A 15,741-nucleotide genomic window follows, 5' to 3' on the forward strand; every position below is an offset into this window, starting at 1 on the left:
ATGACAATCGAATTTTCTAACTTCTCTTTTAGATATGAGTCGCTGGACAAACCGACGCTAAAAAATATCAATCTAAGGATAGAGAAAGGAGAGAAAATCGTCATTATCGGTCCAAGTGGTAGTGGTAAATCTACCCTTGGGCAATGTCTTAACGGACTGATCCCACACGCAATCAAAGGGGAAACCAGTGGAACATTGACCATCAATGGTCAAGACACCGCCCCTTTCGACATGCACCAATACACTGAGCAAGTTGGCACCGTACTGCAAGATACGGACAGCCAATTTGTCGGTTTGAGCATTGGCGAAGACATTGCATTTGCGCTGGAAAACCAGCTAACTTCAAATATCGACATGTACCCATTGGTCAAAGCCACGGCCAAAATGGTCGACTTGGAACAGATGTTAGATCGCTCTCCCCACGATTTATCTGGCGGGCAGAAACAGCGTGTTTCTTTGGCGGGCATTCTCGTCGATGACGTCGATATCCTTTTGTTTGATGAACCACTAGCTGCGCTTGACCCTAAAACGGGTAAAAAAACCATCGAGATCATCGATGATCTACACCGCGAAACGGGCAAAACCATCGTAATCATTGAGCATCGTCTTGAAGACGTTCTGCATTGCTCAGTTGACCGTATTATCTTGATGGAAAACGGCAAAATCATTGCCGATACAACGCCAGATGAAATTTTAGCGTCGCCTCTGCTAGAAGATTACGGCATCCGCGAACCGCTTTATATTTCAGCACTGAAAGAAGCAGGCTGCGCGATTGAGGGCGATGCAAAACCTTCTAGCTTAACTACATTACCATTGGAGCTATATAAACCAGCAATGCAAGCATGGTTTGATGGTTCAACAGCACAACCACCTAAAACGCCAGCCGAGACTTTGCTTGAAGTCCGTGGCCTCACCTATTCTTACGACGGTGAGAAAAACGCGTTAGAAGACGTGAGTTTTGACATCAAGCGTGGCGAGTTTGTCTCTGTACTTGGCAAAAATGGATCGGGTAAATCGACCATCACCAAACTGATTATGGGCGTTATTGAAGCGGATAGCGGCTCAATGAGCATGAATGGTCAAGATCTTAACGAACTGACCATCTTCGAGCGTAGCCAGAAAGTGGGTGTGGTGATGCAAAACCCGAATCACATGATTTCCCATCACATGATTTTCGACGAAGTGGCCTTCGGCCTCCGTAATCGTGGCGTTGAAGAGAAACAAATAGAAGCTAAAGTACTTGAAGTCCTAGAGCTGTGCGGTTTGAGCAAATACCGTCACTGGCCAATCGAAGCATTGAGTTATGGCCAGAAAAAGCGCGTAACCATTGCGTCTTTTTTGGTCTTGGAACCAGAGCTTCTGATCCTTGATGAACCGACGGCAGGTCAGGACTATCGAAATTACACGTCTATGCTGAGTTTCATCGAAAAGCTCAATCGCGAGTTGGGCGTAACCGTGATGATCATCTCTCATGACATGCATTTAGTGCTGGAATACACCACGCGCTCTATCGTGATTGCAGACAGTAAATTAGTCGCGGATGCACCAATGACGCAGGTATTCAGCAGTCCAGAGCTACTAGACCAAGCAAACCTCACCACAACAAGTCTGTTTGAGTTGGCTACGAAAGTTGGCATCGAAGACACCAATGGCTTTATGCAGCATTTTATCAATGCAGAAAAAGCGCACCGCCAACAAAAAAGCGACGACGTAAACCAACTAGAGAAAGCGGTGGCATGAAAGACAATAAGATGAAGTTTGGTATCAACTACATCGATACCCAATCACCACTTCATAAGTTGAATGGCATTACTAAGTTCTTGCTTTTCATTGCTTGGGTAACGGTGGTATTGACCACATTTGACTTGCGAATCATCGCGCTGTTGATCGTGCTTGGTTTAGGCTTATTGAAAATGACCAAAGTGCCCTTTCATGTCTACAAACCGCTGTTATTCGGTACAGGCACGGTATTACTGATCAATGCCCTGTTTATGTTCGCGTTAGCGCCGCAACAAGGTACTGAGTTCATGGGCTCATCAACGGTTTTACTCTCGTTACCCGGTAATTACTCGCTCACTCAAGAGACATTGTTTTACCTAGTAACAGTGACGTTGAAGTACTTCAGCATGTTCCCAATCGCGTTGGTGTTTGTATTTACCACTCATCCGACAGAGTTTTCAGCCAGCTTGAACCGTTTAGGTGTGCCTTACAAAATCGCCTATGCCGTAAGCTTAACGCTGCGCTACTTGCCGGAAGTGAAAAAGGACTTTGTTAACATCATGCACGCGCAACAAGCACGCGGAGTAGAACTGAGCAAGAAGGCTCCGTTGTTCACTCGTTTGAAGAACGTCGCGAAGATTCTTGGACCTCTGATTTTCTCTAGTTTAGACCGAGCCGATCAAATCTCAAACGCGATGACGCTACGTGGTTTTGGCCGCCACTCCTCTCGCACTTGGTACAGCTTAAAACCACTGACCAAAGCCGATATGATCTGCATGGCTGGGATTGCGGTGATAGTGATTGCGGCGATCAGCAAGCGTGTTATCGACACACAACTGTTCTGGTATCCGTTTTAAATTCTTAAGCTTCAAACTGAACATAACGTGGTTAGTGTTGTGACCACGTTATCTTCCGTCTTTCCCCTCGATAACTTGCCTGCTGGCTTCTTGCTTGCAAGTATTCAAAAGAAGCGGTAATTTCAGCGGCTCGCTGATGTGCCAGAAAGTTGCTTATTCAAACGACCAACATGAACTAAACTCATCAGTTTTATCAGGGGCTTAATGATCAACTGCGCACTGCCCACGATGAAAAGCCAAGTACCACTTTCAATCAACGAATCATTCAAAAAGAAAAAACTACCAATTAAAAACCAAATAGCAATGAGTAGGTCGTTTGCAGCACCTAACGCCTCATAGCGGCGCTGAATAACGATGTGACGGCTTCCTAGATCTAAATCCAACTCTCTGCCATGTATCTGCACTGTATAGCTCCCCTCTTATTATTTCGCGTCAGTTATGCCCAAGTTATTTCGAAATACTTAGTTCTAAACCCTAACGGACGTAGCATGCATTGACAACCATTGGGGGGATTATCTATTTGCGATCAAAAGAAAAGGGCGCATAAGCACCCTTTTCAGCGAGTCTAATTACAGGTATTCGCTTTAATGATTAGATAGTGAGTGCCAACTTAACTCCACTTCAACAAGCGAGTTTCGTTGCCTTCTTCCGGCTTCGCTGGAATATTGAGTGACAACAGCAAGCTCACTGCTGCCATGCCAGCGCCGATGTAAAATACGCTAGCAGGTGAAACCAGCCAAATCACACCAAACGTAACAGGTATTACAACCGCCGCAATATGGTTAATCGTAAACGCAACGCCCGCGGTCGACGCCATATCGGCTGGGTCGGCAATTTTCTGGAAGTAGGTTTTAATCGCAAGCGCTAACGCGAAAAATAGATGATCGACAACATACAATGCTGCCGCCCACTCAGCCGTTTGCACCAAACCGTACCCGACGAACACGAAGATCAAACCGACGTATTCAAACATCAACGCTTTGCGCTCACCTACAACGCCGATAAAACGGCCTATTCGCTTCGCAAACAAGAAGTTAAAGACATAGTTAATCAGGAACAGCAACGTAATATCTGCGGCGGAGTAACCAAACTTTTCTACCATCAAGAAACCAGCGAACACCGTAAAAATTTGACGGCGTGCTCCACTCATAAACGTAAGCGCATAGTATAACCAGTAACGTTTACGCAGGATGAGCTTCTTGTTCTGAGGCACTTTTGTCTTAAATTGTGGGAAGGCAAATGCCATCACCAAAATGAGCACAAAACCTAAACCACCAGCCATTAAATAGACCGTTTTAAAATCAAGTTTGAGCTGTTCGAGCGAAACCCAAATGGCGCCGTAGGTAAACAGAGAAGCCAAAGCTCCAACAGAAATAAACTTACCCAGCATTTCTGGCGCTTCTTCTTTAGATAGCCATTGTAAAGACAAAGACTGCTTGAGTGTTTCAAAGTAATGGAAGCCGGTGGACATTAACAAGGTTGTAAAAAGTAGACCGTACAAAGTGGGAAAATAACCTGTTAATGCCGTACCAAGCGTAAGCATCGCCAAAGAGACGAGCATAAAGCGTTGCTCTCGGATAAACAGCAATACAAACACGGCGGTAAAGGCCAAAAAACCCGGAATTTCACGCACACTTTGCAATAAGCCTATGTCGGCACCATCAAAGTTTGCTTTCTCGATAACAAAGTTGTTCAACAACGCCATCCAGGTAGAAAAAGCAATGGGCACGATAATGGAAATTAACAGGAGGAAATTTTGCGGCGTTCTCCAGCCGTGCGATGAGGTAGTCATGATGTTTCCTTTAAATATGAAGGCATCATCATAGCTTTAAATGTAACAAATTCGCAATATCATTATTATTTTCAGCCCAGAGCAAGCAGATATGGCTGAGGGATATTGTTATGAAGACAAACATCGCACTTAACTCCTTGGCGAAGCGCGATGTTCAAGTATCAAGAGAAATAAATCATGAGTAAATGTGCTCAGTGGCTTAATCAATGACTTTTACTGATAGGCGATTTTTAAATTCAAACACATGTTCTGGACATACATCCAAACAACGACCACAGCTAATGCAGTTTTGATCCATAACTCGACGATCTCCCTCTTTCAAAGGCTGCCGAAGCACTTCTGGTTCTGGGCAAACGTAAAAGCAATCCATGCATTTGGTGCAATCTTCGCGGCGAACAGCAGTAACGCGCAACAGGCTTTTTCGGCCTATCACTCCATAGGTAGCCCCCAGTGGACATAAGTGCCCACACCACCCATGCTCAACCAAGAGTAAATCCAACACGAACACTAGGGCGATCAACACCCAACCTGCGCCCATACCAAACACCAACCCGCGATGCAGTGCCGCCACTGGATCTAACCATGTCCAAAGAATTGCGCCAGACAGCGCACTGCCCAACATCAAAACAGGGATCAGCCAATAACGAATCACGGGAGACCAACGATAGCTCGCTTTAATGTTGAGCTTTCGACGCAACCACGCCGCCAAGTCTGTCACGATGTTCAACGGGCACACCCAAGCACAAAATGCGCGCGGCGCCAAAATCGCGTAAAACACCACGACAATCACTACGCCTAACAACGCATTAAACTCCGGAACATGCCCTGTCGCCAAAGCTTGAAGCACAATTAACGGGTCACTTAACGGCACGGTATCGAGCAACATACTTGATGACAGATTACCAGTTAGAATTCCTAGCGTCGGCCCAGCCATAAATAGCGCAATGATGGTGAACTGACATAGCCGACGTAAAATCAAAAACCGATGCGCGCGCCACCAACCAAGCTTTTCAAGCGCTTCTTTGCCAGCATTTTGAGCTAAATTCTTTGCCATTACTTACCTCCTTTTAGCGATTCAAGCGCACCTTCCGGCACAGGCGTCTCACTAGGGAGGATATTTTCGAGTGGTTTGTCGATCTCTTTCCAACCAAAATTGTAGTGGCTGCCCACTTTGCCTTTCGCCAAATCCGTCGGGACAACTTTAATAGCAGCGACATCCAACACGCACGCTTGTTCACACTTACCACATCCGGTACACACTTCCGAATTCACTGTAGGGATAAGTTTGGCGTGATAACCGGTTCGGTCGTTGTGAACCATCTCTAACGTGATGGCTTCATCAATCAGCGGACAAACGCGATAACAAACATCGCATCGTAACCCTTGCCAGTTAAGGCAAGTTTCATGGTCAATAAGAACCGCTGTACCCATTCGAGCATCATCAATATCGGTTAATTTCGGATCCAGCGCCCCACTCGGACAAGCGACAACACAAGGAATGTCTTCGCACATTTCGCAGGGAATATCGCGTGCAGTAAAGTAAGGTGAGCCAGTCGCGACGGGTGAAAGTAATGTCGCAAGTTTCAAGGTATCGTAAGGACATGCCTGAACACACAAGCCACATCGAATACAAGCTGATTCGAAATCGCCTTCCGGCAGTGCACCAGGCGGACGAATAGGCACACCTTTGGTTTCTCGAGCTTGGCTTTGTAGCGATTGTAAGCCCAATACACACGCAGCTGCGCCAACACCAGCCGCAGTTCGAGCTGTATCACGCAAAAATCGGCGCCGACTTTGCGATATTTTAGACTGAGAGGATTTCATGCTATTTCCTCAACAAAACTCCCTTATCAAGTTAAGCATAAATAGCCCTAAACGTGTCGTTTCCCTATACCTCATAGGAGGTAACCCCATCCTCTATTGATTCAAGTCAACTGACGCACAGTGCCGTCGTCACAGTTTGACTAAATGCGTTTATTTACTGCGACATGAAATTCACCACGATACTCTGCAGTACGCGCCATTCTCAGTACAATAATTCAACACCTTTGCAATCTACTCGCTCAATTCGATGATAAATCACTACTAAAAATTCAAAAAATGACATCATAACAAGCTAATTTAAAAGGCATTTATCCATTAAACATAAAAAAACACTATCCAAATAAGAAAACTGTGGTTAGATTAAAAATTAAAACTAAAAAGCGAAGGAGAGAGGCATGGAAATTATCGTACGTCCAACGACCGTCGAAGACGCAGCGGCACTCGTAGAAATCTATTCACAACCAAAAGCACAACGTGAAACCCTGCAACTCCCAAAGCCTTCGCTCGCGATGTGGGTGGAAAGATTGTCAAACATACCTGATGGTGTTTATAGCTATGTCGCTGAAATTGATGGTAAAGTCGTCGGTAATATTGGCTTTCACCACTCTCTACGTCCAAGAACGATGCATACGGCATCGTTTGGCATCGGAGTACATGATAGTTTCCACGGACTCGGTATTGGTAGCAAGTTGATAGAAACAGTCACTGAACTAGCAGATAACTGGTTAAATGTGAGAAGAATTCAGATAGAGGTCAATGCCGATAACGACGCCGCCATTGGGCTTTATAAAAAGCATGGATTTCAAATTGAGGGTGAAGCGATTGACGGTTCCTTCCGTGATGGTGAATTCATCAATACCTATTACATGGCGCGCATCAGACCAGGCCAAAGATAAAACAAAGCCTCCTACTAATTGGAGGCTTTTCTTTTTAAACTTCGACTCACTTTCGTAAGTAAGCCAACGCTCTGCGAGTCAATGCTTCTGTGTATGGATTGATCTTCCAGTGGTCGGGACTCCAACCTTTCACAAATCGCTGAAAGTCTGCCCAAGCCACAGCAAACAAAGGACGCCATTCACGCTCGACTTCATTAGGGTCAAGATTCGGTTGATAGCCCATTAGCGCGTGTTGCAACTGAGCAAAATACGTATCCAAAACCCAAACTTCCATCTCTGCACAACGTTCTGGCTTAACGGCACTACTCATAAACAGTGCCACATCTTTCATGGCACACCCACATCCAACGTATTGAAAGTCAACCGCAGCAACGTTTGATTCTTCTTCATCAAAACAGAAGTTCGCCAATTTGGCATCACCGTGTACTAGTGTTTTAAACTTAGCTTGCGAAAGCGTTTGATCAATCAATTGAGCCGTATTTTGTAGCTCAGTGTCTTGCAATGCTTCAAGCTCGTCGGGTCTGGTTGCTAAGTGCCAGTATGTACCGATATGCCACAACTTATCAGAACGAACATTGATGTATCGCGCATGAAAGTTCGCCAACCAAGTGAGGCAGGCTTGTAGATGCTCTAGCTGTGCATCTGTGATGACTTTTGGAAAGCCCACCTCGGCGAGATCTTCCATCACAATGAGCCATTCATTCTCCGATTGGAACGTTTTTAGACCTTGTGGTACTCGGCAGCGAGTATCCACCCCTCCGGAAAAATACTCATACCAATTCACTTCCACCTGATAAGAGTGCAACTTTCTTTGATGAGAACGGTCCGTATTCCAGCCTCTAGGATGCTCTGAAGGCTTAGGGAGTTTTACATGCTTAATGATCACTGAACCAGTAGAATAAGTAACTCGGACTAACTCCCCATAGCCTCCCCATAGCGATTGTATGACTTCTACAGAGCGGTAATTACCGAGATTGAGTTCCTGGCCAATATTTTGGTAGCGTTGGTGGTTGTTACTCATCATGTGAGCAGATGTGACCACGTTTGGTTCTTCTCCATGTAGTGAATAACATATGGGCAAACTGGTTTGATTTGATAACCGAGTGACTCAATTTCTGGCAACACCGCTTCCATCATCACTTTTCCGTACCCCTTACCTCGCAGTGCTTCAGGAACAACCGTTGATGTAATGTGCATGACATTACCCTTAAGCTGATAAATCACCTTGGCTTTATAACCCTGCTCTAAATCAACCCAGAATGTACTATTCGTGGTCTCATGAGTTACTTTATGCATATCTTGCTCTCTAATTTTTGTTACAGATTGATTGAATCAAACTATATCACTGAATAAAATCGATACCATGCGAGAGTGCTGCTTCGCCTCACGCGATTACCTTCTTACATCAGGTACGACAATTATAATGAGAAATATGAGCCCAATTGCCAGAGACGGCAAGCTACCTCTGCAAAGCAAGAAGGCACCAGAACGTCAGGCAAGTACATTAAATAGCACCGATGCAATGGCAATGGTCGAACATGGCAGTGAAGTGAGCTTAAACGTCACCACCCCCGTTGGTACAAAGTTTATTACAACCAGCACATTTGTTGGCTGTCACTCAAATAATACTGCATTGATAGAGGTTCCGAACATCTCCGATGAAGACTTGAAGTTCTATTTTCAAGAAGGCTTTTGGATCAATGTAAAAGCCTACTCTCATCGAGGTGAAGGGGCCGTTATCCCATTTCGGGCCCAATTACAGCATCGACTAGGCGATCCGTACCCAATTTTGGTGCTAGACCTACCTAACACTATGCAGGTCTTTCAGCTTCGCAAAGAAGTGCGTTACGAAGTAAATTTGAGAGCGCGTGTTTGTTTAGAAGCCTATCGAACTGAATGTGAAATAAGAGATTTATCTCGTAGTGGCTGTCGTTTTGTAACATCACCAATGAGCCGACCACTTCAGGTTGGTGACCACGTTTCATTGGATCTAACGATGCCCGGAGAAAGTCGTATGCTAGCGCCGTTGCGAGGTCGTATTTGTAATTTACAAAAATCAACGCACTATGCTCGCTACGGAATGGAGTTTGATGAGGTTGGTAAAAACAACGCTAAAAACCTCCTCAGTCACCTCAAATTTGATGGTACTAAGCTCACACTAAAAAGATAGATTTGATCACCCCTATCGCTTATCAAGAAGCTTTGAAGTGCTAGAAAACAAGAAACCCCTTACTTTTCAGTAAGGGGTTTTTATTTACTAAGAATAAGGCAGTATCTTAGATAAGAGTCATGACTTAGAAGTCGTAACGTAGACCTAGCGCTAGCTCATCTTTTTCAGCCGCGCCTTCGTTATCCATTAGATCGAAGTTGTATGATGCGTAGCCACGGAAGTTAGGCTTGAAGTAGTAAGTTACATCAACAGCTAGGTTTTCTACAGTATCTGCGTCTTCTAGTTCACCTTTGTTGAACGTAGAAGTGAATACAGTTTGACCCATAGTGTAAGCAGCGGCTAGTTCGTAGCCTTTGTAATCAAAAGTCTTACCTGCAACATCCATATCCGCGCCAGTGTAGTTACCAGCGAAGTAGAAGTCACCTACAGAGTATGCAGCTACCAGCATGAACTCATCGCTGTCGTTTTGATCTGCGTAACCAGCACCTAGTTCAAAACCAGTGTTAGCAAACGCGTAAACACCAGATAGAGAGAAGCCATCTTCCTCGTTGTCTGTAAAGCCTTGTGCATCTGTTGTGCGATCAGCAAAACGGTAGCTAGCGCGTACAGCTAGTTGCTCGAATTGGCCTTTGTAAGACAGCATGTTATCTGTACGGTCAGAAACAGGCAGTTTAAGTGCTGCTGTGTTACCGTGGTAAGCCATAATGTCAGTAAAGTCAGTAAGAACCACTAGTGCGCCGTCGTTTTTACCGTAAGTTACTTCACCGTATTTGCCACCCAGACCTGCATAAGCGTAACGAGTTTCAAGATCACTATTGTTATCTACGGCACCTTCTTCTTTTGTTTTGAACTCACCTTCCCAAAAACCAACGCCGTATAGGTTTTCATTGATTTCCTGTTTGCCTAGGAAGTTAAGACGGATGCGAGTACGGTCTTCTGCCTTACCATCCATCATAGAAAGACGCGCTTCAGCGCGGCCGCCCATCTCAAGAGAAGTGCCATCTTGGTTGTATAGTTCTGAAGCGACAACTTGAGATCCTGATGCCATTAGCGCCACTGCTACAGCTAAAGTTTTTAATTTCATTGTTATTTTCCATATCATTGTTTTATATGTGTTTTCTCACCAGAAAAACAGGACTTTTCTGTACCAACGAGAAAACTGGCGGCATAGTAGCAGCTGTTATTTTTCACGCAACGTGTTGAATAAACAGCACTTATAGAAGAAAACACCACTTAAAATGACGATATGAATACCTCTCAACCATCAAGTTATCGGTTGAGTTAAAAAAAATGTTCGCGTCAAAAAAAAATTGACGAAAAAAATGTAAAAACAATATCACAAAACGTGATATTGCCCGCAAAAAAATCTTGTTAACTGACTGTTTTAGATAGACTTATTGATAATAAATCCGATTATTACAAACAAAAAAATCCCTGAGCATTCACTCAGGGATTTAGAGATTTGATAAGTAGATGATGAATTAAAGCTTAAAGAAACTTAATTGCTCTTTCTGCTTCTCTGCAAGTAATGAAAGCTCAGTACTCGCACTTGCACTTTGGCTGATGCCCGCTACGTTTTGGTTTACAAGCTCCGACATGTTAACCACGTTGCGATTGATATCTTGAGTAACTTGAGACTGCTCTTCGGCTGCGGTTGCTACTTGCGTGTTTGAATCGTTGATGTTGGCGACCGACTCGGTAATTCCAACCAACGCTTCATTCGCTTGTTGCGTCAGCTCGTTGTTGCGGCTAAGCATATCAAGGCTGACTTGCATACTGTCATTCGCCAGCCCAGACTGCGCTTGAAGCTCTTCAATGATCGTTTGGATCTCTTGTGTCGAGTCTTGAGTACGCGCCGCTAGCATGCGTACTTCATCAGCTACTACCGCAAAACCACGACCAGATTCACCAGCTCGCGCCGCTTCAATCGCAGCATTCAATGCTAGCAAGTTGGTCTGCTCAGATACGCCGCGAATCACTTCAATAACATCGTTGATCTGTACAGATTGCTCTTTTAGACGCAAAACAACTTGCGCTGCATCGTTCAATGCTTGAGACATTTGCGCACTTGCTTCCGCACTTTCTTGGAAGATAGCCAAACCTGATTGAGCAAGTCCATCAGCTTCACGCGCAGTTGCGTCAGCAGAGGTCGCGTTATCACTCACATTATTCGCAGTGCTTGCAAGCTCGTTAACCGCAGATGCAACTTGCTCGATCTCCGCCAACTCTTGTTGAGCGTTCGCTTCCGCTTGCGTCATTACCGCAGCCAATTCGGTCGATGCAGATGCAACTTCCTCACTAATACGGGTTAACTGGTCCACAGTGTTGTATAACTGCTCTGCGGTTTGGTTTACATCTTTGCTCAGCTTAGAGATCTCATTGTCCCCATCGACATCTGCACGTACTGATAGATTACCCATTGCTAACTGACGCATCACTTCTTGCAGCTTTTGGATTGGTGTAACAATCATGCCAGATAGGAACCAAGCGCCTATCAATGAGAAAGCAAATACCGCTAAAACCGTCAACATAGCGTTATTTTGCACACGTTCATTTTGCTGATGACTTCTGATAGTAGATTGTTCAGCTTGCTCGTTTACATGCTTTGATAGCGTGTTAATTTGTTGGACCATTTCTCGGCCAACATTGCGATACTCTTTGACAAATGCACGGTACTCGCTATCCGATTTCAAACCTTGATCGTATTGGTTGAAGAAATCAACTGAGCGCTCTGAATATCGCACATAGGATTCAATTGCTTGGCGAACTTTAACGGCATCGTCACGGAATAGGTTTCGGGCTTCAATTGCGCTTAAATCGGCATCAACTTGCTTTAAGCCTTCTTTCAATTCGGTTAGAAAATTCTCACGACGAGAAGCATCGTAAATAGCGTAAACCGCGCTTATGCGCAGAGGGTAAATTTGGTCGTCAATACTCGCCAATGTGTCTTTGTGAAAAACCAAAGATTCTTGGTTGGAAGCAATAACATCTTGCTCTGCTTGAAGATTGTTTTTAGTAATCCAAAGAGCAATAAACAAAACAATCGCGGTAAATAATACCGGAACCAAAATTTGCGTTCGTACTGACAAATTTTTCAGTGATAACTGCATGACAGGGCCTCAGTTGTATGCGTGATGTCTATATCCAAACAAACTCGAGCAGTGCCTATAACAACGTTACTTTTCGGCAGTTTGAATATCTATGCTTCCTTGCGACGGGATAAATCCCAGACGAATAAACAAGTGGCGAATATTAGAGGTCGATCACACTTTTGTCTAGTACAAAAACTCTCCATTTTCAATCTGTTATTGACAATATCCCGACAGTGGCGTCGGGATATTGTCGTTATGATAAATTATGATCACTTATGATGAGATACATTCACATTTAGGACGGTTTCAGCCTATTTTCTCAACGAATTGAGCTTAGCTTGAGCAAGACCAAAAATGGTATCGATTGGATAAGAACCTTCATCAGTTGGCTCACCAGCAACTTTCCCCGTAAACAATTCGATAGCTTCAGTAACATGGTCAATCGCCCAAATATTAAACTCGCCTTTTTCGACTGCTTTCACGATGTCGGAACGAAGCATTAGATTGTGAACATTAGAGCGCGGAATAATGACCCCCTGCCCGTCATGACGACCTTTAATTACACACACATCATAAAATCCTTCGATCTTTTCGTTTACGCCACCAATAGGCTGAGCTTGACCAAATTGATTCATCGACCCTGTTATCGCAATGTCTTGTCGGTTTGGTTGCTTTGAAAAAGCAGACACAACCGCACATAACTCAGCCATGCTGGCACTATCACCATCAACACCACCATAAGATTGCTCAAAGGTAATGGTTGTCGTTAATGGCACTCGTGCCGTTTTACCAAATACGGAAGATAAGTAGGCAGACAAAATCATCACGCCCTTAGAGTGAATACTGCCACCCAAATCCACGCTGCGCTCGATATCGATAACATCCCCATCACCGTAACACGTCGTCGCTGTGATGCGATTCGGTGCACCAAACATGTAGTCACTAGTGCTCAATACCGAAAGTGCGTTCACTTGGCCTACGGCTTCTCCTTCGGTGCGAATCAGCGTTGTGCCGTTAATAAAGGTTTCCATTACGTTATCGCGTAATCGGCTTACTCGCATTTCTTGGTTATTGAGCGCCTCTTCAACATGCCCAATACGAATCATGTTGGAGTTGGCTTGACGAGCTACGTAGTTCGACTCTCGAAGCAAGTTGGCGATATTAGCCGAATGTAGAGATAGCTTGGATTGGTCGCCAGACAAACGTGAGCTGTATTCGATGATTCGAGCAATGGCTTTGCGATCGCAATGCAGCATATTGTTGTCATGCACCACGCTAGAGATAAAGCGCGCGTAATGCAGCTCAGACTCCGGCGTACGTTTCATTTCGTCTTCGAAATCTGCCGTCACGCGGAACAACTCGCTGAACTCTGGATCGTAATGTTGGAGTAATTGGTAAGTTCGGTAATCACCAAATAAGATGATTTTGATATCAAGCGGAATCGGTTCAGGATCGAGTGATACCGCCCCCGTCAATGTGACTTCTTTTTCTAGAGACGTAAAACTCAATTGACGAGCACGCAATGCGCGCTTCAAACCATCCCAAACGTAAGGCTGTTCAAGTACTTTCTGAGCATCCATTAATAGAACGCCGCCATTCGCCTTATGCAAGCTCCCTGCGCGAATCAGCGAGAAGTCGGTAAACACCGTTCCCTTGAAAGTGGCAGTCTCAATCGACCCGAAGAGTGAATGATAGTTGGGGTTTTCTTCAACAACGATAGGAAATTCGCTGCTTTTACGGCTTACCAAGACGTTCACTTTATAACGACGTGGCAATTTTTTATCCAAGGATGCCGTCGCAATTTCGCCTTGCTCGCCACTTTGGTCAAGGAAGATATCTGCGTTTTCAACAATATCTTTTTGCAGCTCAGTTAAGTAGGTTTTGATTTCGGAATATTGCGCGTAATCCACTTTGAGTTTTTTGATGAAGTGAGTAATCACATCAAGCGTCACTTCATCATTGAGCTTTTTGATTTTATCGCTGTATGTCTCTTCCCACTCCGTAAGCTCACGAACCATCGAGCGCAATCGCACTTCGAGTTCATCAATAGCATCGCTGAATTGCTCTTGTTCTTTTTTGCTTAGTACATCAAAAGACTCTTCCGTATGAAGCTCATCACCGTTCATGGCGACAAACTGATAATCCCCCTGCGTAGTCAGTGTTAGGCTGATGCCCTTTTCTTTTGCCTCTCGACTAATACGATCCAGCTCGTTTTGTTGCTTAGCTGCCAATTGATTTTTTAATCGCTCAGCGCGGCTAAAGTACATTTCATTGTCGAATGCTAGGGGTAAAGCATTCAATAATTTGCCCATTAAAGCTTCAATATCAACACGTAGTTTATTTCCGATACCACAAGGCAGCTTTAATACCTTTGGTGTACGGGTATCCTCAAAGTTCGCAACGTAACACCAATCAAACAGGGCTGCTGCATCGTGCTGGTGACGATTCAGATAGCGCAAGATCATGGTGCGTTTACCTAGCCCATTCTGACCAATGGCGTAGATGTTATACCCTTTCTCTTTGATGGACATCGCAAACTCGACCGCTTTTTGCGCGCGCTCTTGGCCCACGATTTCATCAATTGGAGGTAACTCCTTGGTCGACTTACATGGCATATTCTCTAGATCTGCTACAGAATATAGCTGCTTAGCTTCCAATCTTAGTATTGCCATATCCACTTCCTTTTTTCTTATTTTCGTTATTTGAGTGTAGAGATTATTTGCTTAATTTTAAGTGATTTACCTTCCACCCTAGATTGATTGGACATTTTATGAACACATAAGTGATATTAACACGCACTTGCAATTGATAATCAATTTCATTTAATATCTAAACAAATCAAATGTTGTGGAGATGGATATGAATATTGAGCAATGCTGGATGCGCTACTTAAAAGCGGAGCAACTGATGGAACAAGGCCATTGGCCAGAAGCTCATCGTTTATATGACGACGTGCTCAACAATCTACCCAACCACATTCATTTAGCGCTAGAAAATGCACAAACTAAACCTTGCCAATTTGTATGTCTCATTACGGGACTTAGAGATGCTAGCGTGACGCAATCAGAGATTCTCAACAAACTCGGCTTACAGCATGATGCGTTCTCAATACTCAATCAAACTTACGCGCTATTTCAATTTTTGCAGCTAGAGAGCCATGAACTGATTGAGCGCGTAGGTCACCTACTTGGTCAACAGAGCGAAGACTTATTAGCTCACATGGCGGCATTTTGCTCTGCCCAACGTAATGCTCAATGGATGATAGAACTCGAGCACGTAACGCGCGCGCATGAGCAGTTCTTACATTTGCAAGCAATGAGTTCGGCAAAAGCTTCGCCTTCTCACCTGTATAATTAATCTAAAGCTCAAGCATTGAGGCCAGCTAGGTTTG

Annotated in this window: 14 protein-coding genes; 5 read left to right on the forward strand and 9 right to left on the reverse strand. The window is 44.4% G+C overall.

Going from position 1 to position 15,741, the window contains the following annotated elements; translation table 11 throughout:
• Both R7Z77_RS13955 and R7Z77_RS13960 read left to right on the forward strand, forming a co-directional pair.
• Nucleotides 1–1,740 carry an ABC transporter ATP-binding protein gene (locus tag R7Z77_RS13955; protein ID WP_064369636.1) on the forward strand — a complete coding sequence of 580 codons (1,740 nt, stop codon included), beginning with the start codon at nt 1–3 and terminating at the stop codon, nt 1,738–1,740.
• Entirely contained in the window at nt 1,737–2,576 is an 840-nt protein-coding gene (locus tag R7Z77_RS13960) for an energy-coupling factor transporter transmembrane component T family protein (protein WP_064369635.1), read from the forward strand. Before R7Z77_RS13955 ends, R7Z77_RS13960 begins: the two co-directional genes overlap by 4 nt.
• 122 nt (nt 2,577–2,698) lie before the next feature.
• Here the strand turns inward: R7Z77_RS13960 and R7Z77_RS13965 are convergent, their stop codons facing one another.
• The 4 genes from R7Z77_RS13965 to napG form a co-directional block, all read right to left on the reverse strand.
• Nucleotides 2,699–2,980 (reverse strand): YrhK family protein, encoded by a 282-nt coding sequence (locus R7Z77_RS13965; protein WP_025768568.1) that lies wholly within the window; start codon nt 2,978–2,980, stop codon nt 2,699–2,701.
• Between the two features lie 206 nt (nt 2,981–3,186).
• The gene (locus R7Z77_RS13970) at nt 3,187–4,368 is read right to left on the reverse strand and encodes an MFS transporter (protein WP_005375129.1); all 1,182 of its coding nucleotides are present in this window, start codon (nt 4,366–4,368) and stop codon (nt 3,187–3,189) included.
• Nucleotides 4,369–4,567: 199 nt separating this feature from the next.
• Entirely contained in the window at nt 4,568–5,422 is an 855-nt protein-coding gene (gene napH / locus R7Z77_RS13975) for a quinol dehydrogenase ferredoxin subunit NapH (RefSeq protein ID WP_017635480.1), read from the reverse strand.
• Nucleotides 5,422–6,192: a ferredoxin-type protein NapG gene (napG, locus tag R7Z77_RS13980; RefSeq protein WP_005383947.1), complete on the reverse strand. Its 771-nt coding sequence runs from the start codon at nt 6,190–6,192 to the stop codon at nt 5,422–5,424. Before napG ends, napH begins: the two co-directional genes overlap by 1 nt.
• 395 nt (nt 6,193–6,587) lie before the next feature.
• On the opposite strand from napG, the gene R7Z77_RS13985 reads away from it, so the two are divergent.
• Nucleotides 6,588–7,088 (forward strand): GNAT family N-acetyltransferase, encoded by a 501-nt coding sequence (locus R7Z77_RS13985; protein ID WP_017820512.1) that lies wholly within the window; start codon nt 6,588–6,590, stop codon nt 7,086–7,088.
• Nucleotides 7,089–7,134: 46 nt separating this feature from the next.
• On the opposite strand, the gene R7Z77_RS13990 is transcribed toward R7Z77_RS13985, so the two are convergent.
• Together R7Z77_RS13990 and R7Z77_RS13995 are read right to left on the reverse strand one after the other, a co-directional pair.
• Nucleotides 7,135–8,112, reverse strand: coding sequence for a phosphotransferase (locus tag R7Z77_RS13990; protein WP_213967617.1), 978 nt, complete (start codon nt 8,110–8,112; stop codon nt 7,135–7,137).
• On the reverse strand, nt 8,109–8,384 hold the full coding sequence (locus tag R7Z77_RS13995) for a GNAT family N-acetyltransferase (protein WP_005375124.1): 276 nt from the start codon (nt 8,382–8,384) through the stop codon (nt 8,109–8,111). The genes R7Z77_RS13990 and R7Z77_RS13995 overlap by 4 nt, the downstream gene beginning before the upstream one ends.
• Before the next feature lie 127 nt (nt 8,385–8,511).
• Here R7Z77_RS13995 and R7Z77_RS14000 point away from each other — a divergent pair, with 127 nt between their 5' ends.
• Nucleotides 8,512–9,258 (forward strand): flagellar brake protein, encoded by a 747-nt coding sequence (locus R7Z77_RS14000; RefSeq protein ID WP_042521645.1) that lies wholly within the window; start codon nt 8,512–8,514, stop codon nt 9,256–9,258.
• 124 nt (nt 9,259–9,382) lie between these two features.
• Here R7Z77_RS14000 and R7Z77_RS14005 read toward each other — a convergent pair whose 3' ends face one another.
• The 3 genes from R7Z77_RS14005 to R7Z77_RS14015 all read right to left on the reverse strand — a co-directional run bounded on the left by R7Z77_RS14005 (nt 9,383) and on the right by R7Z77_RS14015 (nt 15,022).
• The gene (locus R7Z77_RS14005) at nt 9,383–10,342 is read right to left on the reverse strand and encodes a porin (protein ID WP_064354918.1); all 960 of its coding nucleotides are present in this window, start codon (nt 10,340–10,342) and stop codon (nt 9,383–9,385) included.
• A gap of 397 nt (nt 10,343–10,739) precedes the next feature.
• On the reverse strand, nt 10,740–12,368 hold the full coding sequence (locus R7Z77_RS14010) for a methyl-accepting chemotaxis protein (protein WP_042521649.1): 1,629 nt from the start codon (nt 12,366–12,368) through the stop codon (nt 10,740–10,742).
• A gap of 293 nt (nt 12,369–12,661) precedes the next feature.
• Nucleotides 12,662–15,022, reverse strand: a complete 2,361-nt coding sequence (locus R7Z77_RS14015) for a Lon protease family protein (protein ID WP_005375118.1) — start codon at nt 15,020–15,022, stop codon at nt 12,662–12,664.
• 187 nt (nt 15,023–15,209) lie between these two features.
• Between R7Z77_RS14015 and R7Z77_RS14020 the strand changes: the two genes are divergently transcribed.
• Complete coding sequence (locus R7Z77_RS14020) at nt 15,210–15,707, forward strand: hypothetical protein (protein WP_017635485.1); 498 nt, start codon at nt 15,210–15,212, stop codon at nt 15,705–15,707.
• Nucleotides 15,708–15,741 lie beyond the last annotated feature (34 nt).

The sequence above is a fragment of the Vibrio sp. 1401 genome (assembly GCF_033340295.1).